Below are 26282 nucleotides of genomic sequence, written 5' to 3' on the forward strand. Positions count from 1 at the left end.
AATGAATAACTTAGCGTATTTTTGAAAAACAAAACGAGACCTAAGGAATTTACATAATAGGAAGCAATCTTGGCATTATTTTAAAATATGCATTATATCTGTATATAAAAAACAGTATGATTTGCAGAGGGTAATATTATGTCAAAGTCACCTTTTATAGAATATGTTCGAACTATTTTGCGAACCAAAAGGTATAGCATAAAAACTGAAAAGGCCTACCTTCATTGGATTAGGCGATTTATTTATTTCAACGGCAAGCGTCACCCTAAAGATATCGGTGAACTAGAGGTTGAACAGTTTTTATCACATCTTGCCATAGCGCTAAAAGTCTCGCCAACGACTCAAAATCAAGCCTTGTGCGCCATCATTTTTATGTATCGTCATGTGCTTAATATGGACTTGACTAATATGTCCTTTAAATTTGCTAAGACGCCTGTCCGTGTACCTGAAGTATTAAGTCATAATGATGCGATTGCTGTAATCGATAAATTACGAGGGGTTCATCATACTATTGGGACATTAATGTATGGCGCGGGATTTCGTATATCTGAGGTGCTGAAGCTGCGCGTAAAGGATTTTGATTTTGAACGAAATACTATTTTTATTTTTCATTCAAAAGGCCAAAAAGACCGTGTAACCATGTTTCCAGAATTGACTAAGACCGAGATTACTAAACAAATTCAAAAAGTGGAGTGTATTCACCAAAAGGACATTGATGAAGAGTATGGACTGTCATCACTACCACCTGCTCTAATTCGTAAATATGGGAAAGCCGCTACTAACTTATCTTGGCAATATATATTTCCTTCAACTACACGATGTGTCCCCCTTACGATGGCTATGTATGCCGGCATCACCTTCACCAAACTGGGTTTCGAAAGGCCTTAAAGAAAGCAGTGCAAGAAGCAGGCATTTTAAAACGGGTTACATCACATACCTTTCGTAAGCGTCCGGTGATCCACGCCTAGCAGTCATCCATTATTCATTCGAAAATACTTCCTCACTGTAATGGGAGGTATTATGAAGCATAAAACACTAGATGAATGGCAGAAATTGATAAGCCAACAACAAACGAGTGGGTTAGCCATTGTTGATTTCTGTAAAGAGCACAGAGTTAGCACATCAAGTTTTTATAAATTTCGTGGGCGATTACAACAGCAAGTTAACCCGCCTCGTTTTGTAAAAGCTAGCAAGTCTGCTATCGACGCGACTATTCAACCATCAGTATCTGTCAGATTGGGCGAGGTTTCGTTATCTTTTTCGACGTCTTGCGAGCCTGTTTGGTTGGCAAGTTTCGTTAAGGCACTGCAATCATGAGAATGTTCGTTGAGCCAGATGACATTTATTTGCACCTTGAGCATGTTGATTTTAGAAAGTCGATTAATGGCTTGCTGGCGATTATCGAAAGTGAATTAACATTAAACGCATTCTCCGGTGCATTATTTATCTTCTGTAACAAAAAACAAGACAAACTCAAACTCTTATACTGGGATAAAACCGGGTTTGCATTATGGTACAAACGGTTGGAGAAACAACGCTTCAAATGGCCTAAGTGTGGCCAACTCAAACACACTAATTTGAGTGAGCAGCAGTTAACATGGTTGCTCGGTGGCTATGATGTCGTTGGACATCGCAGCTTGGATTACACGGCCTCTGGGTTATAACGTACGATCATAAGTAGCATTTAACGATCACGTTTTAATCTAATTGAAAACAGTCACTTAGGGTTATAATAAGTGACATGAATAAAGCCCAACTACGCCAACAAATAGCCGAGCTTAGCAAGCAAGTTGAACGATTAGAAAGTCGCAATCAGTTTCTTGAAGAGCAGTTTCGTCTTGCCCAACAAAAACAATTTGGGGCGAGTAGCGAAGGTCACCCTGGTCAAGGTGAATTGTTTAATGAAGCAGAAGAGCTGGTTGCTGAAACACCTGTCGAAAAAGAAGACATCAGCTACACACGCAATAAACCTAAGCGTAAACCATTACCAAAAACATTACCTCGTGAAGTGGTTATCCATGATATTGCACAGGAAGATAAAGTCTGTGCTTGCTGTAACAATGAATTGCACAAGATAGGTGAAGACAAGACTGAAAAGCTTGAATTCATCCCTGCTCAAGTTAAAGTGATAGAGCATGTTCGTCCTAAGTATGCGTGTCGTGTATGTGAAAAGGACGGCATTAGCAATCACATCAAACAAGCACCGGTGCCACCTTCAGTTATCCCTAAAGGTTATGCGACACCAAGCTTACTTAGTCAGGTAATCACCAGTAAATATCAATTTGGGTTGCCACTGTATCGTCAAGAAGCGATGTTCAAACAATACGGTATTGAACTGAGCCGCAAAACTATGGCCGATTGGATGTTGAGGTGCGCTGACTTGCTCACACCGCTATATGACCATTTACACGAATTGATACTTAAGCAAGGCGTCATTGCCGCTGATGAAACCACCTTAAAAGTCGTCAGCGAAGATAAAGCGAAATGCTATATGTGGGTGTATACCTCAGGCGCCGACTCACCTGAAGGGAAATTACCCAATACTGACATCCCAAATATCGTGCTGTACGACTATCAATCGAGTCGCGCGGGTCAATGTGCCGTGGATTATTTACAGGGTTACAACGGGTATCTACAAGTGGATGGCTATGCGGGTTACCACAAAACCCAAGCGACACTCGCAGGCTGTTGGGCCCATGCGAGACGTAAATTCGTTGAAGCCAAAACCGCACAGGGCAAAAAATCTAGCGGCAGAGCCGATTGGGCACTTAACCATATTCAAAAGCTGTATCGTATTGAAACGCAAATAAAAGCGAGTGCACCTGATAACAGGCGGAAAGTAAGGCAGGAAAAGAGCACTATATTGCTCAAACAGTTCGAAGCGTGGCTGATAAAATCAGAGTCGCAGGTATTGGCAAAAAGCAAATTAGGCGAAGCCATCACCTACTGCTTAAATCAGTGGAGTAAACTCAACACTTACACCCAATATGGTCACCTGAACATCGATAATAACCGCGCTGAGCGCGCGATAAAACCCTTCGTCATAGGCAGAAAGAACTGGTTGTTTAGTCAAACGGCCAAAGGCGCTAAGGCCAGTGCCATACTGTACAGCATTATAGAAACTGCAAAGGCAAACGGACTAACGCCGTTCGACTATATGATGCATTTACTTGAACAAGTCTCGGTTCAAAACACCGATATCGAGCCACTGCTACCATGGCGATTTGCTAAAGACTAGGTGGGATTGCCGGACGCTTACTACCTTTCGGCATAGTTTCGCAACAAGATTGCTTGAAACAGGACATGACATCAGAGTCGTGCAAGAATTACTGGGGCATGATGATGTAAAAACCACGCAAATTTACACCCACGTTTTAGGTAAGCATAAATCTGGAGCAATAAGTCCGACGGATGTGAGATGAAAGACTTAAAATATTAGCACACCTATTAGCCAGACTCTTAGACCGCCTGATTTTAGGCTCACAGCGGCCTGTCAGAGAACTTCTTTCTCAACGAATGCAGCACATTCGAGCCAGTCAGTTCTTGCTCATTAACTCAATAACAACTCTCTTTTTTCACCTACTTTATCTCTGTGCTATTCGTGTCCTCGCCATTTGTAACTGTCATCGTTTTTGTGTCCCTGACATAGACCGTTTCGCGCAGCAATGCTGTGCGACCGATACAAGTCCCATGGCCGGGTGCAACGGGATTGTCCTGCATATATTTGATGAATACTTTGTCTGCGTGGCGACTTGCAACGACGTGATACTTGCCGTCTGACGTATCCAACAACGCCATAAAAGCATATTGCGGTTTGCAAATACGCGCAGCGACATTCAGGACTTCGTCCAGAACCGGGTTGAGTTCATGCGGGGATCGCGAAATAACGGCAAGGACATCAGATGTAGCAGTCTGATATGCTAGTGCTTCTTGTGTTTCGTGCAAAAACCGTGAATTTGCGATGGCAATGCTGGCTTGCTCGGCAAAAGTCTGGATCAACGCGATATGAGAGTGCAGCGGAGTATCAGCTTCCGGCCAGGCCCTAATGATCGAACCCCAGACTTTGCCATCGCTAAGTATCGGAACACCTACCATTTGGCTAAATCCAAATCTCCGAGCCGTCGCGTGATCAAGGTAAACTTCGGATTGTGCATCCAGAACACGAACCACTTTGCCAGTTTTGATCAGAACGGCCGAAATCGACTTTTCCAGTGTCGGCTGAGCCGGTCGCGACGTATGAAATTGATTGTATTCTTCGGTGAACCCGTAGCTGGAACAATAGTGATCCAAATCACTTTCATAGCGCCAGACCACACTAAATTGCTAACTACAAAGCTCAGTTGCGCTTTTTGCAATTGTGTCAAACACCTGCTGGATGTCGTTGGTTGACCTTTCGATGACGTGCAAAATTTCGACCATAGCCGCGGCTTGCGCGCGTTGGCTTGGCAGCTCAAGTTTCAGGTTTTTCACTTCCTGAATGAGTTTGATGATTGCCTTAGACTGTTTAATGGGGTCTGATTGCATCGCCTAAAATCATTCAAAAAATGAACCAGCGCGCGCCAAAACTGCTCCGTTTTACATTCATGAGAACTGTAGCGATGAAACCTGTTATAGCAATCAGTTTTTCCTGAGGCTTCCATAATGAAAGCACTGGAACTCTTGTTTCCAAGTGCTGACTGATCATTTTTGTGCGATAGAGAAATCCACTGGTTTACTGCCATTTCCTACGGAAGGTAACGTAGACCATCATGTGGGTCAGAACGATTTTTGGGCGCGGATGTGATGCGGGCAATGTTCACCGGTCTCCAAAGGCAGGATCATGGCGGCCCAAAGCTCTTCCATTTCTTGCATGTAACTGGCCCCATGGGCACGATCAAATGCGTCCCGTTCTTTTCCCGTCATCAACAGAAATTCGTTCTTGGCCACCTCAAAATACCACGGATTGCGATTGCGCAGACCAAATTGGGTAAAGCCTGCGTACGAAAATGCACTTTCATAGCGAGTCGGGGAAGCCATCGCAAAGTCCAAATCTTCAAGTTTGATGTAAGCCTGCATTTCGGGAGACGGGGTGTTGTCATGCGAAATCAGCCAATCAGATGCCACAAACCAACCCCCCGGCACCAAAACACGAAAAACTTCCACGGCCAGAAATTCCTTGTCCGGAATGTGAATGATTGCGTCCTTTGAAAACACGATATCAAAGGTAGCGTCAGTGAAATCAAGCGGTCCGGGTTCAACCTGCCGGATGGTGATGTTCTTGCCAAAACCGGATTGATCGGCACGGGCACGCGCTGCGGTACAGACGGGTTCTTCGACATCAATGCCTGTTACATGCGCCGCACTATGGTCGCGCAAAAGGGTGACAGCTATTGCCCCTGTGCCGCAGCCAATGTCCAGAACCCGTTTGCCTTTCAGATCCAAACCTTCAACAACGCGCGCAACTTTTTCAGGGCCGCCGGGCGACAAATAACCTTCGCCCCAGATCGCTTCGAGAAAAGAAGTAAGTTCGCTATCATAATGCAATTCGATATCAGCCATTTCAGATGTCCTCTATTTGTAGGGAATTGATATAGGCTTCGACAAAACGTTGCGCATAAACTTCCATCGACACAAAGGAATATAGGTAAAATAAAACGTCATTTTTCCTAAAATTAAATTACATGATGCCTTATATTTTCCATATTGACATCTATTTCATATTCTTAAGGGAGTGAAATTCGGCTATTTTTCGTTTATTAATCAACTGTTTCTACGTAATTCAGAATTCAAGACAAGCGCTTCCCGCTGTTGTGCAAACCAGCTCTGAATACTGCTTATGATGATGAACGGCTTTTATTCAAACAGACTTATCTGAGGCGGTGCTCGACTTTGTGGGGGCAATAATTCAACGACTTCGTCATTTTTTGTATTCAGGTGACTGAGTATCTTTTGGATCACCAATGGATGTGCAAATCGGCTTTACTGCCGATTTGTCAATGCTCGCTATAACCTTAACTGCACCAGCGCGATGCTCACAGGTTTCAATGTCGATGTTAAAAACCCGTTTAAGTCTTTGCGCCTAGGTCATCGATTAGTGTTTTGTGCCCGTGTTTTTTCCTGCCCTGTCGGCAAGGCTTGTTTAGTCTTATTTCGTAAAGACGGCGTTATTGTCACGCGGTGCCGACTGTTTGGTGGAGGGCCACCCCGTGGAGGGCCACCCCGTGGAGGGCCACCCCGCACAAATACGCCATGTACTAATTCATCAGGAATGAATTAAGCCAACCAGAGGTTGCCCGTAGGGTGAGAAACAGGAACGTTTCACATCTAAGCGCCTCAGATTAACGCGGGGTCTGGGTACCAAGGCCGCTAAACGGGCAATAAATTCCAGCGGCTCAAAGTGCACATGACTGTGCCGGTCACCGGTGGTGCCGTCACGGTAGGGTGTTTTTAGTTTGGAACGCACCTTAGGGTAAGTCGTTATTGCCAACCTTTTTTATGATACCCCAGAGCGGGACTCTCTTCACAATAAGCAACGGCACAGCCTTTCGAGTTTACCCCTATCCTGTGAGTTGCTCATGACACCTGCATGGAGACTGAAGCCTGCCACATTTGCGGCACAGCCTGACGCAAGCCCCTGCTCTGCCATAGGTGCAATGTTTTTTTCGTCCTTGCTGTTTGCCTGTAGCGATGCGATAAGTAATGGATTACCGCTATAGCGTTTTTTTTATTTTCTTGTCGACAGCAATAAATGAAAAATTTATACACATCTCATCATTACTACCAAAACCTCCGTAAATTGGGTATTCCCAGGGATTGGTATATTCGCATTCAATGCTGATCTTGTAATCTTTTAAATCTTTTTCAGGTAAGACTTTGGGTTTGTGAAAGGTGAAATTCCTTTGCCAGTTTAAATCCCAATTATTGATTGTTAGTAATCTTTCACGGTTACCCAATGGATCATCAAGAAATACTTTTCCGGCCTTTCCGTAGCTGTGCATATGTATATTTGCAGAGTGTAGTTCCAGGTTTTTTATTTCTTTGGATTTTATTTTAAGTATTGACAGAACCCGCCGTTGAATTTTCCTAAAATTTTCTGTTATTGAATAACTTGCTTCTTGTTTAGAGGGAATTACCATGGTTTTATTTCCCTTGCTATTTAACCATTTTCTATTTGTAATTGTTACAAAGAACCCGGGTTTTTTAACCTCTTTCTTCGTTATGAAGTGCATTGCGCTGTTTTTATCTGATTCGCCTGGAGCAAACGCTGAGTAATAATGCATTTGTGCGATGATTAATGCACCAGGTTCAATTGGAATGCCTGTGTCTTTAGGAAATTGAATGCCATTCATTCCTGGAGCCCAGTGTGAAAGAAAATTGATTCCACTATTTATTTTTCTGCTTAATCCATCTTCAAGTTTGTCTAATGCTGCACGCACACTGGGGTTGCCTAAGCGATCAGGTGCTCCCCCCCCGAAACATTCATAACCTGATCCTTCTTCCTCTGATTCCATTTTTCTTAAATGAGGAGCAATCTCGGGGGTAGCAGTAAATAATATTAAGTGGTGTATGACTTTTGCGTTTCCCGGTATGGCTCTTAACCCCGTAATATAAGTCTTCTCTTTCTCTGGCCATTCCATCAAGAAGCAGTGATAGTCGTCTTTTTTATTCTGATTAGGTAAATAACTGTTGCCATTGTTAACAATAACTTCTTTATCTGATTTAAATGTTGAATTCTGGGCGGTATAACTGAGTATATTTTTAACTTTTATTAAAGCATTGTTTCGTGCGTAATTGTTTTCTCCCCATTGTGTGAAAGTACGTATCTCTTCTTTATTGAGAGAGTAGTCATCCTCATATTGTATATGACTTGGCTCTGCCAGCCAGGGCGGCATTCGGCGCTCTTCTACAGCCGATACCATGGCCGGTCCAAATTTGTAAGCTGTCTCAGGATTTTCAAATGAAAATGATATGCCTGATTCGGAATGACACAGTAGACAATGATTTTGAAGTATTGGGGTAATATGTTCTTCAAAGGTAATGTCGGCAGTGGCTTTTAGGCATATCAGCGCCGCTGTTGTAATGACTAAGAGTGATTTGGTGATTCTCAACCTATCTGGCTTCCACTTGTTGCATAGCATTTATTAACTGACTTTTTGATTCAGAGTTGAGGTGAGATGCGTAACGAAAAACGACTTTACCTTCTTTGTTGACCAATAAAATCAATGGTACAGCAGATACATTTAGTTCTGTTAGCAGGTTAGAGCTTGCTTCTGTATAAAAGGCATGTTGATATTTTGAGTAGAGCGTGTGTTTTTGAATATAAGTTCTGGCATTTTCATCATTGTTATCATTGTTATCATTGTTATCATTGTTATCAATGTTAATTGATGCAAAGTTTATCAGTGGAAATTGATCTAAAATCGGATCTAAATCCCATATGATACCCGCGCAGCTATGGCACCAGGGTGCCCAAAATTGAATTAGTGTAGGGCTTTGAGGCAATTGACTTTGTTTACCCTCCACGATAGTTTTGAGACTGTGATTTTTGGGTATTCGTTGTTCAGAGATTTGGTTTTTAGAAGAGTGTTCTTGATGCAACGGGTTTGATGGTTCTTTGGCCGCAAAGGTATTTTGAATCACAAGGGTGCTGGCAGTAATTGCCATAAACATGACTAAAGTAACTGGTACAGGCTTAAGTTTTTTCTTGGGAGTTCGTTGAGTTGTCATATCGTGTACGATTTATATGCTTGGGTTGAGTAATTGTTAGGATAATTATTATACAGAAGATGTAGCATTAGTCTTTACCTACGTAAATTGTTTGTGGGGTCTATATTCATTATTGTTGAAATAGACTTATTTATAAGACTATCTAATGCTGCTAATCAATGGAAAAAGTATAGCTTGAAAAGGTGGGAGACGTATCCTTACACTACGGTAGAAGCTACGGTAAAGGGCAGCTATTCCATACTTGCAGATTGTCGTATTAAAGGAAATTGGGCTAGCCTAGGTAAAACAAAGGGAAATTAATGGGTCCGTTGTAAGCGCTGGGGAGTTTTATCTTATTATGTAAAATACATTTACCAACTGCTCATAGCATTTTTTTGCTGAAAAGATTATTGAAAATTAGACTTGAGTCTTAGTTCCGGACCACCTTGAAATTTTCTGGACCCACTCTAGTTAGCCTATAAGTCGGTCCTACAGGAAAATCGCCTTTGATGACTTGAGTTTCACCGGTAGATCATTTCACTTCAATAGTGGATACGTTGCCAAACTCAGCCAGGCCAAAGTGAAGAGTTGGTGCATCAAATGATAGGTAGCCACCGCTGGTTTTGAGTTCTCGAATTTGCTTAAGTGAATCTTCAGGTCCGTAATGAATAATCACTTTGGTACCAATACCAAAGTGATTCCCTATATAGTCTCACAGTTCAATATCAATGCTGTTGCCAGAGTCCATTTGATTGAGATGAAAAATTGGCAAGACGTCAAAGGGGACTGTGATAATGTCCTGATCACCATCGCTATCTATATCGAGGAACGAGAATGCTCCTGCGGTTAGATGGCTGGTTAAACCAGCTTTTTCGGTTTGGTCAACAAAATGTTGGCCCTCTATATTGCGTAAGAATTTATTGGATGCCCATTCTTTTTTAATATTCACGCCATTAACTACATAGACATCCTGGCATTGATCGTTGTCGAGATCAGCAAAGCGTGAGCTCCAGGACCAACCGGTAACGTCCAAACCCCAATCGACAGAGTTTTCTGTAAAGCGCCCATCGGTTTCACAAGTAAACAGTAGATTTAGTCTTTTTACTACTTCGACATACGGAGTTTTTGGTTTTTCACTTTCCTTTACACGCTTCTCAAGGGTTGGCAAAGTTGGGCAAGTTCTTCCCATCGTGTTGAAAACAACGTGCAATATTTATTTTCCTCAGCCCCTTTCAATTAAGGTCGAGCCTTGAGACGGAATAGATTAGTGGTAATGCAATCTTTTTGGTCCAGGGGGTTGCAAGGTTCAGGCTGGCAAATGGCGTGGGTGCTTATACAGCTTAATGCAAGTTGGCTCTGAGCTCACAATGTTGTCGCCATTTGTTGCTGCTAATCTCCTTGCAGGCCTTTTCATTGGGTTTGAGGTTTAAGCGTGCTCGCTGACTGGGTTTGTTGCCTGTGGTCTGGGTGAGGAAAAGCTCCAGAGACAAGTCATTATTGATGTCAGCTGAGTCGTAACTCATGCTGGTGGAGCCGGATTTAAGTGATAGATTGTGTTCGCGCATAACCAGATTCAGTTCGCCAGAACCGTTACCAAAAAACAGACTATCCGGCACGCCAAAATCATTTGCAAAAATGATGTCCATATCACCATCCATATTCAGATCCGAAAATAATATCAAGAGTTTTGCTCCAGGCGGATCCGGTAAGAGTTCAGCTTGGTAACCAAGAAAACTTGGACGTAATAGTACGTTTCTGGATCGGTCGGTCGTGCGTCTATGTTCTTGCGTAACATAATTGCCGAGAGCGATTTCCAGCAGTCCATCCTTGTCGAGATCTCCAAAACCGACAGATAGTGCGAAGTCAGCCTCAACTTTGGGTAAAACGTGTAACTGGGTTGGTGGGAAATGACCTTGCTGGTTATACAATACAAAATTGCCTTTTTTAAATGCAGAAAAGAACACATCCAGCCATCATTGTTAAGGTCAACCCGCGCAGTAGTGAATATGGTTGTGTCCTCGAACCCATCAAACCCGAGACTGTGTTCGACGTAGTATTGCACCACATCCATTGCATATAAGCGAAGCTCGTTGTTGACTTTGATTAATAAATCGGTGCGCCCATCGTTATATACATCTCCGGTGGCGATGCCAGCTATTTATATAAACGGTAACAAACCGTGATGCATCGATGGACGCGGTAGGTAACCATCTATCCCCATTTGCACGCTGTCTGTGCGTCCGAAAGTTAATTCGTTGCCGCCCTGGCGATCATTATAGGGGCGGTGTTGTACCTGCAATTGTGGAGTGCTTAGAGATGGTAAATCTTGAAAGGCTAAGGCTGTAGTCTTTAGATCATTAATTAATTTGTCATCACTTGAGCGGTAGGGAGTGTTTCGCTCGATCATTGTAATCTCGGTGCCGTTGTCTTCGGAAAAGGCTTCATAAAATAATTTCAGATTACGTGCTTGCACATATTTACCAACATAGCTCGCTGTGAATCCATCAGCAGCACCCATACCGACTAACACAACAGCAATCGTGGCAGAAACTCTCCAGGAGATTGCATTGCCAATAATTGAAAACGAATACACACTGAAAATTCCCAGGGTAAATAACAGCACCATCACATAGCTGGCAGGTAAGCCCGCAGCATATAAAGCCGCACTTATGGCTACGCCAGAGGCGATAGGTACCGGCAAAAATAAACCGAACATGGCCGTCAGCCTAATGAATAGCAATTTCTTCCAACGTTTCACGTATTCGATATTTGCAGTAATGGTTTCCCAGGGCAACACACTGACCAGCAATGCTCCCAGCAGGCCTGCCAGCATCATCAGGGGAATGATTACTCTTATGATAAACCACAGATTATTGGCATAGGCTTTTGGATACCACAGTGAAGTATGCAGCCAGCTATCTTCTTGTTCGATGTTGATGCCAGCGGGATTGATATCGATTTCACACTGGTCTTCATGGTTTTCCTGGGCAATGGGCCAGCGTGAAAACAAATATTGGCTCAACAGTGGGATAAGAAGTAAGATGAAGCCAGTGCAAAAATTAGTTTCTGAACCACAAAGCGCAGTGGTAATAAAGTGAACATCATGATTAACATAATCACATTTAATGTGGGCGAGCTAATCATTGTCGCCAATGTTGTCTCGATGCGTGTCCCCGCATCATGCATACCACGAGCAATAGGCGCAAACACCCAGAGGTGCCCCAATAGCGCCCCAAAAAAAGTTATTGGCAAAATGCCCTTTAAAGTAACGTACGCGAAATAGAGGAATTAATGTTAAAAAAGCGGCTCCCAATAACACCCCAAAAATCATTCCTTGCTGATTGGTATGAGCCCAGTTAATGTTGGTGCAGGTTACCTTTTTCCATAACGGGAAGTGCGGCTTAACAGGAAATACAGCTTCGAAGCTCAATGGATCCTCAAAGCGTAGGTCAGCTATCATAGCAGTCTTTTCATTTAAAGCTGGATAGCGAGAGCCGCTCCAGAATAGGCCCATCAAAATCATGATGACCAGTAATGACAGGGTTAATTGCTTGTTATTGTTTATGACGCTCAACATGCTCTCAGGTATCGATTAGTATTATGCAAGGACATGAGTAACGGCTAAATGGTATTTTGTTTATGTGTATCTTATAAAGTAGCTGATTAGGTCCAGCTACTTTCATACCAAACATACAAAAGCTTAAACTTATATTGAACTATACCAATAACATCATTTGTTAATAATGCCGACATGAATTTAGTAGGAATCCTAGAAAATTCAACAATTCTGTCCCGTTTGCTATTATTTGCCCTGATTTAGCATTTAATTTATTAGTGAAAGGAATATGACAGCCAATAACAACAACGGCAGTAATCTTCAGTGGATTTTACCCTTTGTATTACTTACCGCCTTGTTGCTAGTAGAGTTACTGGTTGTGGGCCTGCGGGTGGATGCGCAAACTCTCGCAAGTAAGGACGGTGTGCTGGCATTGGTGCTGTCGAATATGGGCCACCTTCACGATTTATACTTGTCTTTGTGGTGGCCTTTCTTAATTTATTGACACCTCGTTTTAAGGTTCACATCCAGCTATTTTGGCGAGCCAGGGCCAGCGTAAAAAGTGGTATTGGTTGCTGTTGCAATGCATTGCTTTTATTTTCTCACCATTGAAATATTTGCAGGCAGTGCTGTAACGAGCGATTCGGCTTTGCTGATTGCTCTGGGATGGTTTTCGCGGCTGCTGTTATCGCCGTGTGCTCCCTTTTATATTGGGGCCGCTCAGTTTTTGGAATATTTTTTTAGCAAAAGAAAAATCAGCTTTGCTTGTAGCGGCCGCTATTGGTGTATTGACTTTTTTTGTCGCCAATTCTAACAGTTTTGGTATCCTTTGGACAAGATGACCTCCACAGTTTCTCAATGGTTTTTGGAGCTGATGTTTGATCGGGTTCATGTTGATAAAGTTAATTTAGCCCTTAGCGCGGAAGATTTTATCGTCATCATTGCGCCAAGTTGTCCCGGGTATGAGGGCATAGGATTAATCTCCATATTTACAGGCCTTTATCCTTGGGTATTTAAGCGGGAATTCCATTTCCCCCAAGCCTTCTTACTGTTTCCCATTGGCATTATTTCGGTCTGGGTATTAAACGCGCTGAGAATTCATCACTGATTGCGATGGGCGCTACCTTTTCGCCTAAAATTGCCTTGGAGTGTTTTCATGCACCGGCAGGGTGGATCTTCTTTACTGCGAAGGCTGTTGGCTTATTCTTGCTATCTCAATGTATCAAATATTTCTCTAATGAACACGTCGTTAAGGACATGCATTCTGATGATGTTGAACTGTCAACGAATTTGAGTATAGGTAAAATAAAACGTCATTTTTCCTAAAATTAAATTCCATGATGCCTTATATTTTCCATATTGACATCTATTTCATATTCTTAAGGGAGTGAAATTCGGCTATTTTTCGTTTATTAATCAACTGTTTCTACTTAATTCAGAATTCAAGACAAGCGCTTCCCGCTGTTGTGCAAACCAGCTCTGAATACTGCTTATGATGATGAACGGCTTTTATTCAAACAGACTTATCTGAGGCGGTGCTCGACTTTGTGAGGGTAATAATTAAACGACTTCGTCATTTTTTGTATTCAGGTGACTGAGTATCTTTTGGATCACCAATGGATGTGCAAATCGGCTTTACTGCCGATTTGTCAATGCTCGCTATAACCTTAACTGCACCAGCGCGATGCTCACAGGTTTCAATGTCGATGTTAAAAACCCGTTTAAGTCTTTGCGCCTAGGTCATCGATTAGTGCTTTTGTGCCCGTGTTTTTTCCTGCCCTGTCGGCAAGGCTTGTTTAGTCTTATTTCGTAAAGACGGCGTTATTGTCACGCGGTGCCGACTGTTTGGTGGAGGGCCACCCCGTGGAGGGCCACCCCGTGGAGGGCCACCCCGTGGAGGGCCACCCCGCACAAATACACCATGACTAATTCATCGGGAATGAATTAAGCCAACCTGTTGTGGTTGAATTAACCGGACACTTCAATAAAGGATTATAATCCTGTTAATTGAGGTGAATATGACTAAACGAACAAATAAACATTATCCCGCAGAATTTAAACAAGAAGCGGTCGCTCTGGTAATAGAGCAAGACTATCCAATCGTACAAGCTGCTGCATCTTTAGGTGTGACAGACAAACTACTTTACAACTGGGTAGCTAAGCATAAGAAACAGGCACTAGGTGATGCATTATCTGGTGATGAACGGGCAGAGTTAATTCAGCTCAGGAAAGATAGTAAACGTCTACAAATGGAGCGTGAAATCCTAAAAAAGGCCAGTGCCTTCTTCGCGAAAGAAATGAAGTAAGATATTCTTTTATAAGTGAGCTTGATGCGAAGTATCCGGTGTCAGTTGCTTGTAAAGTGATGGAAGTGAGTTCGTCAGCATACTACGCATGGCTAAAAAAACCTGGTGAACTCATTAGCGCTCAAATGCTAAGACTGTATCGACGAGCCAAAGCATTATTCAAGGCAAGTCGAAACAGTTTAGGCAGCAGAGAGCTTGCTAAAGCACTACGCAAAGAAGGCTTTGAAATAACGCGGTATCGCGCCATTAAGTTAATGGAACGGCTTAAATTAGTTGTGACTCAGCGAATAGCTTATAAAGTGACAACCAAGCGCAAACACAGTGATGCTGTGGCTGACAACTTGCTAAATATGAATTTCAATCCTGTTGGACCCAATCAAATTTGGGCGGGTGATGTGTCCTATTTAAAGACTGGTGAGGGCTGGTTGTACTTAGCCATTGTCATGGATTTGTATTCACGCCGGATTGTAGGTTGGCATATATCAAAACGCATGACGCGTGATTTGGTCGAGCAAGCACTGACAAAGGCTCATAATTTACGCAAACCACCAAAAGGTTTGGTGTTTCACAGTGACAGAGGCTCTCAGTACACGAGTAAAGGCTTTAGAAATCTACTGTCGCGATTAGAGTGTCGAGCTAGTATGGGAGATGTTGGAGCTTGCTGGGATAATGCTGTTGTGGAGCGCTTCTTTGGAAGTTTAAAGCATGATTGGTTGTTTAAAGTACCGCAGCCCACTCGAACACATATGCGAGAAGATGTTGCTAGGTACATGAAATATTATAATGTTGAGCGACTACATTCAGCTAATTTGGATCAATCGCCAATTGAATTTGAAAACTCCTTTAGAAAAGTGTCCGGTTGGACTTGACCAGAACAAACTTATTCAAAATGTTACTGCAAAATAAAAAATCAGAAGCTTTTTACAACCGAACAGTTTCTTTACCAATGTCACTAATTTAGCCACTGGCGTATGTATTCGATGGAATTTATACACCATTCACTGATACCATTTGGTGTTTTTACAGCAACAATGTCGTTGACTTCCTTTTTCAATAAGGGCCCTAGCCATGGGGGAGTCGATAGAAATATACCCAATAGCATCACCATAAATTTCCCTCTGGGCCGACAATTCGAAATTTTTTTACTTCGCCCATATCATTTTTAATCTCAACCCAAGCCCCAAAAAACACTTTTCCTTCCTGTTCCTTTGAATAACTGATGATTTTTAGCTCAGGTAGCAGTTTTCTAAGAAATTGAATACGCCGATCAATTTCCCTTAATTTTCTTTTTATTATATTGATAATCTGCGTTTTCACTCCTGTCTCCAAGGCTTGCAGCCCAAGTTACAATTTTGGTGATTTCTGGTCTTTGTTTAAGCCATATTTCTTCATGCTCGTCATGAAGCTTTTTATACCCTTCAGGTGTTATCAGTTTTGTTTTCAAGCCTGAACCTTTCTTAAAATATTTGGGTTAAATTGTAGATGTAACATTGTTCTAACTGGAATGACAAGCAATTCAGTGGGTAAGATTCTTTGCTTAATTTTAGATGAATGCTTTCTCACTCACAATTTTTCTTATTATTTAATAACATTATGAGACAACAAATCAGTAGCGATTTATCCTTATCTTTAGTAACTATTAGCGAAGTGATAACGATGAAGTAAAAGCTTTAACACCGAGTGAAAATATAGTTATCGACTATGCTTAATATTAATCAAAGTGAAGTAGGGTTATTATCAATGGGCACTCCAAAGCCTCATGCGAAAACACTTTGAGGAGCCTAGCGTAAAAAAGTGTTGCCCATTTTTACGCCTTTATTGAATCAACTGAAATTAAGAGAGTTAGTCATACTACCTTTAACACGGCAACATATTATTTGAGGTAAATATCGACATCCAAATATACAAAGTTGAAACAGCATTTAGTCAAAAAGACAATATATTACAATCTAAATTACCTGGTTAAGTCAGGATAAAAAGCTCTTTGAAGGGCTGCAGAGTAAGGGGATAAGGTTCAGCACAGAAAATAGCTGATTATTAAAATGATAAAGTTAAGCCGGCCGCGATAACGTGTTCGTCTTTATATTAGATGTTTGTAAATAGAGTATTCACTATTGAATTAAAGCTTAGGCTCTCTAGTTCCAGGTTTACCTGGATGAATGATTTGAAGTAATTCCACTTCAAATATTAAGGTTGAATGGCTTGTTATTTTACCAGTCGAGCGGGCTCCATATGCTAAATCTGAAGGCACATAAAACTTGTATTTTGCTCCCACATTCATTAATTGAACCCCTTCAGTCCAGCCTTTAATTACACGATTGAGCGGAAAGCTTGCAGGCTTATTACGTGAATAAGACGAATCAAATTCTGTGCCGTCTAACAGTGTGCCAAGGTAGTTTACTTTTACTGTATCTGTAGCTTTAGGTTTGCTGCCTTCACTATTTTTTAGTACCTCGTACTGTAAACCTGAATCAGTAACAATGATGCCAGCACGCTTTGCATTATTGGTTAAAAATTCTAAACCTAATACTTTATTTTCATTACCTATTAGAGCCTTAAGCTCAACTTTTTTTTCTCGTACAAAGCCTTCAACCGCGCGATTGATTGATTGAATTTCGTCTTTGTCTAATTGTGATTGGCCTTGTAAAGCTGCTATAAATCCTTTTACTAACAAGTATCGATTGTATTCAACACCAGCTTCTTTTTGGTTAGCTATTTTACTTTCTATAATTTGACCAATGCTAGCGCCCATAGCATAAGATTGTTTCTGTTGTTCTGTATCAAGGACTACGGTTTCTACTTTCATAAATTCAACCGTTTGTGGCTGACAAGCACTTAAGGTTAAAGCAGAGGCAATCAAAATAGTGACTAGGGCCTTTTTCATTATAATTCTCCAACTAGCAGTATGTGATTGGTAAGCAAAAGCATATACTAAACTCCATAAGGTAAAAGAGAAACCCATTGAATAAACCTATTAAAGTTATCTATTTTGTAATGTCATTAAGTGCATTGACACTCATGGGCTGTGATGATTTAAGTGATGCTCATATAAGTTCATTTCGTCATGCTGCGGGGGGGGCACATGCCTCCCACATTTCTGCAGACAATACGATTGCTGTTGTTTCTTCTATTGAAAGTGGCATTACTGTTTGGGATTTGACTACTAACGCACAGCGTTACGTGTGGCGTCATCAAGAAGATGGTAGTAATTTAGTGTCTAATATACATATTGCCTTTGATAATTCATATGTTGTGACATCTGACAGAGAGGCATTTGCGCTTTGGAATATAGAGGTTGGTGAGCCAGAGGGATTTTGGCGAATTGACGAGGCAAGTATTCGAGATATAGCTGTTTCAAATCAAGGTCGAGGTATTTTGGTGGGGCGCGGTAATGGTAAAGTGATGTTCTTTGAGCCTAAGACAGGAAGGCGATTAGAGTTTTTAGGCCACTAAGAAAAAGTTAATAGTGTGGATCTTTCACCTAATGGTTTTTTTGCATTAACAGGTGGCAACGATTACTTAGCCTATCTGTGGGATACACGCACTGGGCAAGTGATCCATAAGTTTGACCATTCCAGTAGGGTTACTAAAGTGTCACTAGATGATCAAGGACGTTACGCATTTACCGCTGACAGTAAGCGTGATGCAAGAGTCTGGGACTTGGTTACGGGTAAAGATGTTAGTAACTTACAATATTCGGCAAGGCAACGAATATTCACTACAGCCGTATTTTCGGATGATGGTAAGTACCTGCTAACAGGTTCGCCATCAAGAAGAATAAATCGCTGGGACGTCAAAACAGGAGCAGAACTAAACGAATGGTTTGTTTTAGCTCGTAAAGGAAGCAAACCTGCTTCGGCTGTTGTGTATGACGTAGGTTTTATTGGTGATAGCGAAATAGTTTCGGAAAGTAGCAATGGTTTACTAGAAAAGTGGAAGATAAAAAATTAATGAGCACAGCACAGACAGATATCGAACAATTACAAATGAAAATGGCCTTTCAAGAAGACACCATAGAAAGCCTCAATCAAGCACTCATTTTACAGCAAAAACAGATGGACGACTTACAATTTCAACTCAAACAACTGGTTTCAAAAATGAGTGCCATCGAGCCGAGTAATATGGCCTCCGAAAAAGAGGAAATGCCACCCCCTCATTATTGATTCAGTTAGTGAGTTCAAACATACGAAGTGATTTATTAATAATGAGCTGAGGGATCCTTGAATTCACTTTTTAATTGGGTTATTTGTAAAACAGTGGATGGTATTAGTTTATGGCTAATATTGATTATGCAATTAGCAAAAAATAAGCAGATTGACACCATGCACTATTAAAAAAAACTACTCTGGTTTAAACACGCCAATCACACTTCCACCAGAGCGCGACGCTTTGGCCACTTTTTTATCCGTCTGGGACTCTGAATAATGACACTTCACACACTGCAATTTTTCAACGTTATTTTCAAAATAAAGCATAATGGTGTCTAGTGCTCGGCACTTTGGGCAGTTTGCTCCTGCGACAAATCGTTTTTTTATTTTATTAACCATGGTTTAAGAAATTTATTCGGTTCATCATCTTGGTATGATACTACCATTCAAATTTGAGTGTTATCCCGTTTTAGTTTAAGTGCAACTAACAACACACTAAACGCTTGGGATAGCTAAAAAGTTCATAACAGGTTTTCATGATCCAATTTTCAAATGTTTCGTTAATGCGTGGCAGTAAAGTATTGCTACGAGATGCTAATGCTGTTGTCTACCCCGGTCATAAAGCAGGACTGATTGGTGCCAATGGGTGTGGTAAGTCTACTTTGTTTGCTTTGATAAGGGGGGAGTTACATACCGAGCAAGGGGATTTTCATATTCCTAAAAATTGGCAAATCGTCTCGGTCGCACAAGAAACGCCTGCCGTTGAGCGCTCAGCTTTGGATTATGTGATTGACGGTGATAAACAATACAGAAAGCTACAATCACAACTAGCTGTGGCGGAACAAGCCCACAACGGCGAACAAATTGCTCATTTACATGGTTCATTGGAACAAGTGGGTGCTTATGATATTGATGCCCGCGCGGCGATTATCTTAGCTGGCCTAGGTTTTGCGAACGGCGTAATGAAAAACTCAGTCTCTTCCTTTTCTGGTGGTTGGCGAATGCGTTTAAATCTAGCTCAGGCGCTACTTTGCCACTCCGATTTGTTGTTATTAGATGAACCCACTAACCACCTCGATCTAGATGCAGTTATTTGGTTAGAAAAATGGCTGCAGCGCTATACTGGTACTTTGATGCTGATCTCTCACGACAAGTCTTTTTTGGACAGTACAGTGAATGAAATTATCAGCGTTGAATCGCAGCAACTTATTAGTTATACCGGTAATTACGATGCTTATGAAAAACAACGTGCAGAACGTTTACGGTTACAAAGTTTGCAGTATTCAAAGCAACAAGATCAAATTGCACACCTCGAATCTTTCATTAATCGATTTGGGGCAAAAGCAAGTAAGGCTAAACAAGCACAAAGCCGTGTAAAACAATTGGCAAAAATGGAAACCTTGCTGCCGGTTATGGCGGCCTCTGAATTTAGCTTTGAATTTTTTACTCCGCCTAAATTACCTAATCCTCTAATAAAAATGGAGCAGGTAAAAGTAGGGTATGGCGATACTATTGTTTTAGAGAAGCTTCATTTAAACCTAGTGCCAGGAAGTCGCATAGGTTTATTAGGTAAAAACGGCGCGGGTAAGTCTACCTTAATCAAATTGTTAGCAGGCGAAAAGTCACCCATGGAAGGCTTGTACGAAACATCATCCGGGTTACGTATAGGTTATTTTGCGCAACATCAATTAGAATTTTTGCGTGGCGATGATTCGCCAATAGCCCATATACAAAGGCTAGATAAAAAAGCCACCGAGCAAAGCCTCAGAGATTACTTGGGTGGTTTTGGTTTTCGTGGTGATAATGCGTTAAGCAAAGTCGCACCTATGTCTGGAGGTGAAAAAGCCCGTTTAGTTTTGGCCTTAACTGTTTATCAAAAGCCAAACTTGCTATTACTAGATGAGCCCACTAACCATCTAGACTTAGACATGCGACATGCACTGAATATTGCGTTGCAAGGATTTGAAGGCGCCATGGTCTTGGTTTCGCACGACAGGTTTTTGCTCACATCGGTTTGTGATGACTTTTATTTAGTAGACTCCAAGCAGGTGCAAGCCTTTGATGGTGACCTAGATGACTACAAAGATTGGATCCTTAAAGGCGATAATAGCGGTGATAAAGGCACTAACACAGAAGGCGACAAATCCAATGTTAAGCCAGATCGTAAAAACATTAAACGCTTAGAAGCAAAATTTAGGCAAGCCACCAAGCCACTGAGAAAAGCCATTGAGCAATACGAAAAAAGCATGGCAGATGCCCATAAAAAATTACAAATCGTAGAGGGGCAGCTCAGCGATACTGAAATTTACAGTGCTGAAAACAAACCTCAACTTAAACAAATATTAGCAGAACAAGCTAAGTTGAAATCCTGCCTAGAAGAGTCAGAAATGCAATGGTTAGAGGTGCAAGAGCAGATGGAAATAAAACAGCAAGAATTTGAGCAAGAAATTATCGATTAACAAACTAGGTGCAGGTACCTTTAAATATGAATAGCCCCATTACTGGTTATCACAAGGACGAAGAAAACGACTGGGTGGCTGAACTTGCATGTGGTCACTTTCAACATGTAAGACATAACCCACCTTAGGTCAGTCGTCCTTGGGTCATCACATCAGATGGCCGAAAGTTAATGTTAGGTCATAAACTATCATCCAAAAAATGTGATTTGCTAGCCACAAATTCTTAATGTTTTTATGTTTTAGTCTTAATTCTGGCTTTAAAGATTAAAATCGCGGGTTAGATATAGATTAACAACACGCTCAATTGATGTATTCTATGCCTATGATAATTCATATCTCTATTCTTAATGTTCTCCGAGCCCCAAACCAATCAAAATGTCCGTTATGGTGAAATAGTTGAAAGTGTTTTTAGCCCACCCTGGTGGGCTAAAAACAGACACATACAAACTATTTTCCCGCGTTTTATTCAAAAACGCGCCAAGCTTGATTACCGAAAAGAAAAGTTGCCCTTACCTGATGGTGATTTCGTTAATTTAATTTGGGCGGGTGATGTACAAAAATCATCTGGTTTAATTGCTATGTTCCATGGTTTAGAGGGCTCAATTCGCTCTCATTATACTAACGACATGGCAGCAAACTTTGTTAAGCAGGGGTATGCAGTGGTGTTGATGCATTTTCGTGGCTGTGGCGGTGAACAAAACACAACACCTAGAGCGTATCATTCAGGTGAAACTGAGGATGCATGGTACTTCTTGAATTGGCTTGAGCAGAAATTTCCTGACACACGCAAAGTGGCGATGGGTTTCTCTCTTGGCGCTAACATGTTGCTAAAACTCTTGAGTGAACAACCAAAACAGAGGATTATTAAGGCGGCCATGGCCGTGTCTACTCCCTTTAATTTAGCTCTTTGTGCCAATAGTATTAGTCAAGGATTTTCAAAGGTTTACCAAGCCTACTTATTAAAAAGCATGGTAAATAATTTGTTGATTAAGATGCGTAATATGGATTATGGTCAATTGTTAAAAGTAACAGAGTCCCAGATAAAGCAGTTTAAAAGCTTTAGAGAATTTGATGAACATATCACTGCACCATTACACGGTTTTGAGGGAGCAGACGATTATTACCAAAAGTGCAGCGCACAAAATTTCCTTAAGGCCATCGCCACGCCTACTTTAGTGGTTCACGCCAAGGATGATCCTTTTATGCACAGCAGTATCGTGCCTGATGTCAAAACGTTATCACCAAAAGTGTGTCTTGAATTGAGTGAAAAGGGTGGGCATGTAGGTTTTATGCAAGGTACACCATGGCGTCCTGAAATTTGGATTCAGCAAAGAGCCAATGATTTTTTTCAGCCCTTTATTGATGACAATGGTAATCTCTTATCTACAGGTATCCTGCAATGATTATCTCTATTGAAGACTTAACCGAAGAGACCTTATTGAATATTATTGAAGGCTTTGTATTACGTGAAGGTACCGAGTATGGCGAAGCTGACGTTTCACTCGAAGAAAAAGTGCTGCAAGTGCTGGCGCAGCTAAAGTTAGGTGACGTGCTTTTAGTCTATTCTGAATTACATGAAACAGTGAATATCATCCCCAAGCAACAGCTCGGGGAATGTGAATTACCAGAGAGTCAACAGTAATAGAGTGACAGCGGGTTTAGTGAGCCACAAAAACTAAGTTAAAGTTGACTGGTACTGTTAGTCCAATGCCACTTAATCCCGCCAATTTTTGCAATATTTCAATCCCGGAAGTTAAACCAAAATCTGTAGCCGATATTAAGATTGGTCGGGTGCTGGTAGCTACAATGCCATTATCAGCTTTGCGTGTGACCTGTATTGTTGTGCTAATGGTTTTGCTGATACCCATAATGTTTAACTCGGCTGGTAGCGTCAATAATATCGAATTGCCCTTTGCAAGACGCAAGACACTCTCAGGTAATTGCGCAGTTAAATTAGCCGAAGGAAACTTGTCCACTAAAAACAGTTTTTCTCGCATACGGGTATCGCGGATTTTGATGCCTGAGTCTATACTAGCGAGGTCAATTTCAATCTGTAATTCCCCTTCAGGATTAAATTCACCTTTTAGTGATGTGAACTGTTGAATTTCACTAATATGTTCATTTTTAGTTGATACAAAACTTAAGCTAGATTCGTCCTTAACTAACATCCAGTGGGCGCGAGCTGATGAACTGAGTAAAAAAATACAGATAAAAATAATGCTTGATAATAAAACTTTCAAAGAGAACTCCATTAGTTAGAAATAATGCTGCTATATGGATTGATTGTCGTTGCCAAATTCACATTTAACTATGTTTTGCCAATCAACATTTTGATCACCCATAATAAAAAAATCAGGATTGATAACGCTTGTCCGCAAGTTGTAGCTCAGGGGAGCGAAATCATGTGCTAATATTTTGCCTCCGGCTTCGACCACTATGCATTGAGATGCACCCGTATCCCATTCCCCCGTTACGCCAAATCGTAAGAATACATCCGCTTTACCTTCAGCAATAAAACAGGCTTTGAGAGAACAACTTCCTGCAGGCAAGGTTTGATAAACACGGTCTTCATTTAGGCTGGATATCACTTTTTCGCGAGGTTGCCTGCGGCTGATTGCAATAATCAGTGGGTCCTCGTTTGGTGCTTCTAAATTACGCACGAAAATTTGTTTGTTCTCTACTGGGCATTCTTTAAATGCGCCATGACCTTTCAAAGCAGAATACAACGTTTCACCTGTGGGCCAGTAAATGACACCCATAATAGGTACATTATTTTCTATCAAAGCAATGTTAACAGCAAAATCACCACTTCGGGCGATGAACTCTTGAGTGCCATCAATAGGGTCGATAAGCCAATACCGTTCCCAAGTTTTACGAAGTGTTAGTGAGCCAATTTCAGTCTCTTCAGACATAATTGGAATGTCTGGTGTTTCCTTTTTTAACATATCCATAATGACTTCGTTGGCTTTGTAGTCTGCTGTAGTGACAGGAGAATCATCTTCTTTTTGAAAACTGGTAAAATCACCACTGTCGTATATTTCTAATACTACTTTACCTGCTTTGACTGCCGTCCTTTTGGCTATATCAAAAAGCTGTTGTGCATTTTCTGTTGGCATTAACGGGACCTCTTCCATTTTTCAGCAAGTAACAATGCCGCGATACATCTAGCCTCTACAAAATCATCTCTGGCTAATAATGCATCTATGTTATGAATCGACCATTTAACTACTTCTAGCGGTTCAGGCTCATCACCGGGTAGTACTTCAGGATATAAATTTTCTGCAATAAAAATGGTCATTTTGGCATCAAAAAATGCTGGGGCCATATTCACGCTATGCAATGGATGTAATATGTTTGTCCCAAAACCTATTTCTTCTTTTAATTCTCTGTTGGCGGCTACTTCTGCTGACTCACCGGGGTCTATTAACCCTTTGGGGAAGCCTAATTCGTAAGTATGAGTGCCTGCAGCATATTCTCTTACTAACAAAAATTCATCATCATTGATAAAAGGCACCACCATTACAGCGCCTCTGCCACTGCCAGCCATGCGTTCAAAAATGCGAGTTTCGCCGTTTGAAAATTCTAAATCGACCTGCTCGATCTTAAACAGCCCGCTTTTGGCAACTATCTTACGAGAGTGAATTTGTGGAAGTGATTTTTTATTGTTTGTGTTGCTCATGAATTTTTCACGTTAATATAGTCGCTGATTTCGTCTGTTACAAAAGTAAATTGAATTTTAAATCGATGAATTATTTAGTATTTTAAATATACCTGTTAAATAGAGGACATGCCACTTGTCAAAGCTTGCTTGGAAAGATATTCACACTGTGTTGCTTGATATGGACGGCACCTTACTCGACTTGCACTTCGATAATCATTTTTGGCTAGAACATATGCCCAAAAAATTAATGGAGAAACATGGCATGTCGTTATTAGCGGCCAAAGAGATGATGGCCATTGAGACTGAACAGGTCATGGGAACTTTGAGTTGGTATTGCTTAGATTTTTGGGCAGACAAACTTGATGTCGATATTATGGGGGCTAAACGCGAGATGGAACACCTTATTAGTATACGTGAAGACAGCTTACCTTTTATTAATGCCTTAAAAACTTCAGGGCGAGACGTAATATTGGTCACTAATGCCCATCCTGACAGCTTATCATTAAAGGTAGAGCATACTCGACTAGACAACCATATCGACCAATTAATATCGACTCACGAGTTCGCCGTCACCAAAGAATCGCAAGTTTTATGGCAAAAGCTTCAGGTAAAACTTGGTTTTAATCCGCAACACACACTATTTGTTGATGACAGTTTGGGCATACTAAAAGCGTAAGCGTCCGGTGATCCACGCCTAGCAGTCATCCATTATTCATTCGAAAATACTTCCTCACTGTAATGGGAGGTATTATGAAGCATAAAACACTAGATGAATGGCAGAAATTGATAAGCCAACAACAAACGAGTGGGTTAGCCATTGTTGATTTCTGTAAAGAGCACAGAGTTAGCACATCAAGTTTTTATAAATTTCGTGGGCGATTACAACAGCAAGTTAACCCGCCTCGTTTTGTAAAAGCTAGCAAGTCTGCTATCGACGCGACTATTCAACCATCAGTATCTGTCAGATTGGGCGAGGTTTCGTTATCTTTTTCGACGTCTTGCGAGCCTGTTTGGTTGGCAAGTTTCGTTAAGGCACTGCAATCATGAGAATGTTCGTTGAGCCAGATGACATTTATTTGCACCTTGAGCATGTTGATTTTAGAAAGTCGATTAATGGCTTGCTGGCGATTATCGAAAGTGAATTAACATTAAACGCATTCTCCGGTGCATTATTTATCTTCTGTAACAAAAAACAAGACAAACTCAAACTCTTATACTGGGATAAAACCGGGTTTGCATTATGGTACAAACGGTTGGAGAAACAACGCTTCAAATGGCCTAAGTGTGGCCAACTCAAACACACTAATTTGAGTGAGCAGCAGTTAACATGGTTGCTCGGTGGCTATGATGTCGTTGGACATCGCAGCTTGGATTACACGGCCTCTGGGTTATAACGTACGATCATAAGTAGCATTTAACGATCACGTTTTAATCTAATTGAAAACAGTCACTTAGGGTTATAATAAG

General features: G+C 41.3%; 28 protein-coding genes and 6 pseudogenes. 17 read left to right on the forward strand and 17 right to left on the reverse strand.

Going from position 1 to position 26282, the window contains the following annotated elements; all coding sequences use genetic code 11:
* Positions 1 to 138 precede the first annotated feature (138 nt).
* From Q0Y52_RS11710 to Q0Y52_RS11730, 5 genes and pseudogenes are all read left to right on the forward strand, one after another.
* Positions 139 to 888 carry a phage integrase N-terminal SAM-like domain-containing protein gene (locus Q0Y52_RS11710; protein ID WP_297821766.1) on the forward strand — a complete coding sequence of 250 codons (750 nt, stop codon included), beginning with the start codon at positions 139 to 141 and terminating at the stop codon, positions 886 to 888.
* 132 nt (positions 889 to 1020) lie between these two features.
* Positions 1021 to 1317: a hypothetical protein gene (locus tag Q0Y52_RS11715; RefSeq protein WP_297816924.1), complete on the forward strand. Its 297-nt coding sequence runs from the start codon at positions 1021 to 1023 to the stop codon at positions 1315 to 1317.
* On the forward strand, positions 1314 to 1664 hold the full coding sequence (gene tnpB / locus Q0Y52_RS11720; protein ID WP_297816922.1) for an IS66 family insertion sequence element accessory protein TnpB: 351 nt from the start codon (positions 1314 to 1316) through the stop codon (positions 1662 to 1664). The genes Q0Y52_RS11715 and tnpB (Q0Y52_RS11720) overlap by 4 nt, the downstream gene beginning before the upstream one ends.
* A gap of 77 nt (positions 1665 to 1741) precedes the next feature.
* Complete coding sequence (locus Q0Y52_RS11725; protein WP_297816919.1) at positions 1742 to 3238, forward strand: IS66 family transposase; 1497 nt, start codon at positions 1742 to 1744, stop codon at positions 3236 to 3238.
* Positions 3239 to 3260: 22 nt separating this feature from the next.
* A pseudogene (locus Q0Y52_RS11730) lies at positions 3261 to 3422 on the forward strand (tyrosine-type recombinase/integrase); the annotation flags it as partial.
* Positions 3423 to 3579: 157 nt separating this feature from the next.
* Here the strand turns inward: Q0Y52_RS11730 and Q0Y52_RS11735 are convergent.
* The 11 genes and pseudogenes from Q0Y52_RS11735 to Q0Y52_RS11785 all read right to left on the reverse strand — a co-directional run bounded on the left by Q0Y52_RS11735 (position 3580) and on the right by Q0Y52_RS11785 (position 12262).
* Complete coding sequence (locus Q0Y52_RS11735) at positions 3580 to 4314, reverse strand: GAF domain-containing protein (protein WP_297821768.1); 735 nt, start codon at positions 4312 to 4314, stop codon at positions 3580 to 3582.
* A 9-nt stretch (positions 4315 to 4323) separates the two neighbouring features.
* Entirely contained in the window at positions 4324 to 4524 is a 201-nt protein-coding gene (locus Q0Y52_RS11740) for a hypothetical protein (RefSeq protein WP_297821770.1), read from the reverse strand.
* A gap of 231 nt (positions 4525 to 4755) precedes the next feature.
* Complete coding sequence (locus tag Q0Y52_RS11745) at positions 4756 to 5538, reverse strand: class I SAM-dependent methyltransferase (RefSeq protein ID WP_297821772.1); 783 nt, start codon at positions 5536 to 5538, stop codon at positions 4756 to 4758.
* A 769-nt stretch (positions 5539 to 6307) separates the two neighbouring features.
* Positions 6308 to 6683: pseudogene (locus Q0Y52_RS11750) on the reverse strand (transposase); the annotation flags it as partial.
* 6 nt (positions 6684 to 6689) lie between these two features.
* Positions 6690 to 8087, reverse strand: coding sequence for a hypothetical protein (locus Q0Y52_RS11755; protein ID WP_297821774.1), 1398 nt, complete (start codon positions 8085 to 8087; stop codon positions 6690 to 6692).
* A gap of 1 nt (position 8088) precedes the next feature.
* Positions 8089 to 8706, reverse strand: coding sequence for a thioredoxin-like domain-containing protein (locus Q0Y52_RS11760; RefSeq protein WP_297821776.1), 618 nt, complete (start codon positions 8704 to 8706; stop codon positions 8089 to 8091).
* A 511-nt stretch (positions 8707 to 9217) separates the two neighbouring features.
* Positions 9218 to 9391 carry an ASPIC/UnbV domain-containing protein gene (locus Q0Y52_RS11765; protein WP_366939288.1) on the reverse strand — a complete coding sequence of 58 codons (174 nt, stop codon included), beginning with the start codon at positions 9389 to 9391 and terminating at the stop codon, positions 9218 to 9220.
* A 6-nt stretch (positions 9392 to 9397) separates the two neighbouring features.
* Positions 9398 to 9895, reverse strand: coding sequence for a VCBS repeat-containing protein (locus Q0Y52_RS11770; RefSeq protein WP_297821779.1), 498 nt, complete (start codon positions 9893 to 9895; stop codon positions 9398 to 9400).
* Positions 9896 to 10025: 130 nt separating this feature from the next.
* Positions 10026 to 10649, reverse strand: coding sequence for a VCBS repeat-containing protein (locus tag Q0Y52_RS11775; RefSeq protein ID WP_297821781.1), 624 nt, complete (start codon positions 10647 to 10649; stop codon positions 10026 to 10028).
* A 194-nt stretch (positions 10650 to 10843) separates the two neighbouring features.
* A complete protein-coding gene (locus tag Q0Y52_RS11780) occupies positions 10844 to 11695 on the reverse strand; it encodes a hypothetical protein (protein ID WP_297821783.1) in 852 nt (283 codons plus the stop codon).
* A gap of 168 nt (positions 11696 to 11863) precedes the next feature.
* Positions 11864 to 12262: a hypothetical protein gene (locus Q0Y52_RS11785; RefSeq protein WP_297821785.1), complete on the reverse strand. Its 399-nt coding sequence runs from the start codon at positions 12260 to 12262 to the stop codon at positions 11864 to 11866.
* A 268-nt stretch (positions 12263 to 12530) separates the two neighbouring features.
* On the opposite strand from Q0Y52_RS11785, the gene Q0Y52_RS11790 reads away from it, so the two are divergent.
* The 3 genes from Q0Y52_RS11790 to Q0Y52_RS11800 all read left to right on the forward strand — a co-directional run bounded on the left by Q0Y52_RS11790 (position 12531) and on the right by Q0Y52_RS11800 (position 15416).
* A complete protein-coding gene (locus tag Q0Y52_RS11790) occupies positions 12531 to 12746 on the forward strand; it encodes a hypothetical protein (protein ID WP_297821786.1) in 216 nt (71 codons plus the stop codon).
* A gap of 369 nt (positions 12747 to 13115) precedes the next feature.
* Positions 13116 to 13349, forward strand: a complete 234-nt coding sequence (locus Q0Y52_RS11795) for a hypothetical protein (RefSeq protein ID WP_297821788.1) — start codon at positions 13116 to 13118, stop codon at positions 13347 to 13349.
* Positions 13350 to 14259: 910 nt separating this feature from the next.
* A protein-coding gene (locus tag Q0Y52_RS11800) for an IS3 family transposase (protein WP_297816341.1) occupies positions 14260 to 15416 on the forward strand; the annotation gives its coding sequence in 2 pieces (ribosomal slippage) (positions 14260 to 14506 and positions 14506 to 15416; 1158 coding nt in all).
* 83 nt (positions 15417 to 15499) lie between these two features.
* Here the strand turns inward: Q0Y52_RS11800 and greB are convergent.
* Positions 15500 to 15991, reverse strand: a pseudogene (gene greB, locus Q0Y52_RS11805) (transcription elongation factor GreB).
* Between the two features lie 675 nt (positions 15992 to 16666).
* Complete coding sequence (locus Q0Y52_RS11810) at positions 16667 to 17431, reverse strand: FKBP-type peptidyl-prolyl cis-trans isomerase (RefSeq protein WP_297821790.1); 765 nt, start codon at positions 17429 to 17431, stop codon at positions 16667 to 16669.
* A gap of 134 nt (positions 17432 to 17565) precedes the next feature.
* On the opposite strand from Q0Y52_RS11810, the pseudogene Q0Y52_RS11815 reads away from it, so the two are divergent.
* Together Q0Y52_RS11815 and Q0Y52_RS11820 are read left to right on the forward strand one after the other, a co-directional pair.
* Positions 17566 to 18498, forward strand: a pseudogene (locus Q0Y52_RS11815) (hypothetical protein).
* Positions 18498 to 18710 (forward strand): SlyX family protein, encoded by a 213-nt coding sequence (locus tag Q0Y52_RS11820; RefSeq protein ID WP_297821791.1) that lies wholly within the window; start codon positions 18498 to 18500, stop codon positions 18708 to 18710. Before Q0Y52_RS11815 ends, Q0Y52_RS11820 begins: the two are co-directional and overlap by 1 nt.
* Positions 18711 to 18887: 177 nt before the next feature.
* Here the strand turns inward: Q0Y52_RS11820 and Q0Y52_RS11825 are convergent, their stop codons facing one another.
* Entirely contained in the window at positions 18888 to 19094 is a 207-nt protein-coding gene (locus Q0Y52_RS11825; RefSeq protein ID WP_297821793.1) for a YheV family putative zinc ribbon protein, read from the reverse strand.
* Positions 19095 to 19231: 137 nt separating this feature from the next.
* On the opposite strand from Q0Y52_RS11825, the gene Q0Y52_RS11830 reads away from it, so the two are divergent.
* The 4 genes and pseudogenes from Q0Y52_RS11830 to Q0Y52_RS11845 all read left to right on the forward strand — a co-directional run bounded on the left by Q0Y52_RS11830 (position 19232) and on the right by Q0Y52_RS11845 (position 22796).
* Positions 19232 to 21154, forward strand: coding sequence for an ATP-binding cassette domain-containing protein (locus Q0Y52_RS11830; RefSeq protein ID WP_297821795.1), 1923 nt, complete (start codon positions 19232 to 19234; stop codon positions 21152 to 21154).
* Between the two features lie 26 nt (positions 21155 to 21180).
* Positions 21181 to 21381 (forward strand): annotated as a pseudogene (locus Q0Y52_RS11835) (DUF3565 domain-containing protein).
* 120 nt (positions 21382 to 21501) lie between these two features.
* Positions 21502 to 22557 (forward strand): hydrolase, encoded by a 1056-nt coding sequence (locus Q0Y52_RS11840; protein WP_297821797.1) that lies wholly within the window; start codon positions 21502 to 21504, stop codon positions 22555 to 22557.
* A complete protein-coding gene (locus Q0Y52_RS11845; RefSeq protein ID WP_297821799.1) occupies positions 22554 to 22796 on the forward strand; it encodes a YheU family protein in 243 nt (80 codons plus the stop codon). Before Q0Y52_RS11840 ends, Q0Y52_RS11845 begins: the two co-directional genes overlap by 4 nt.
* A 16-nt stretch (positions 22797 to 22812) precedes the next feature.
* Here the strand turns inward: Q0Y52_RS11845 and Q0Y52_RS11850 are convergent, their stop codons facing one another.
* The 3 genes from Q0Y52_RS11850 to nudE are packed head-to-tail and all read right to left on the reverse strand — an operon-like array spanning position 22813 to position 24833.
* Positions 22813 to 23394, reverse strand: coding sequence for a YceI family protein (locus Q0Y52_RS11850; RefSeq protein ID WP_297821801.1), 582 nt, complete (start codon positions 23392 to 23394; stop codon positions 22813 to 22815).
* 30 nt (positions 23395 to 23424) lie between these two features.
* Entirely contained in the window at positions 23425 to 24270 is an 846-nt protein-coding gene (gene cysQ, locus Q0Y52_RS11855; RefSeq protein ID WP_297821803.1) for a 3'(2'),5'-bisphosphate nucleotidase CysQ, read from the reverse strand.
* Positions 24270 to 24833, reverse strand: a complete 564-nt coding sequence (nudE, locus tag Q0Y52_RS11860; protein ID WP_297821805.1) for an ADP compounds hydrolase NudE — start codon at positions 24831 to 24833, stop codon at positions 24270 to 24272. The genes cysQ and nudE overlap by 1 nt, the downstream gene beginning before the upstream one ends.
* A gap of 115 nt (positions 24834 to 24948) precedes the next feature.
* Between nudE and yrfG the strand changes: the two are divergent.
* The 3 genes and pseudogenes from yrfG to tnpB (Q0Y52_RS11875) form a co-directional block, all read left to right on the forward strand.
* A pseudogene (gene yrfG / locus Q0Y52_RS11865) lies at positions 24949 to 25485 on the forward strand (GMP/IMP nucleotidase); the annotation flags it as partial.
* Positions 25486 to 25565: 80 nt separating this feature from the next.
* Positions 25566 to 25862: a hypothetical protein gene (locus Q0Y52_RS11870; RefSeq protein WP_297816924.1), complete on the forward strand. Its 297-nt coding sequence runs from the start codon at positions 25566 to 25568 to the stop codon at positions 25860 to 25862.
* Entirely contained in the window at positions 25859 to 26209 is a 351-nt protein-coding gene (gene tnpB / locus Q0Y52_RS11875) for an IS66 family insertion sequence element accessory protein TnpB (RefSeq protein WP_297816922.1), read from the forward strand. The genes Q0Y52_RS11870 and tnpB (Q0Y52_RS11875) overlap by 4 nt, the downstream gene beginning before the upstream one ends.
* Positions 26210 to 26282: the final 73 nt, after the last annotated feature.

The sequence above is a fragment of the uncultured Paraglaciecola sp. genome, from assembly GCF_943787955.1.
Lineage (GTDB): Bacteria > Pseudomonadota > Gammaproteobacteria > Enterobacterales > Alteromonadaceae > Paraglaciecola.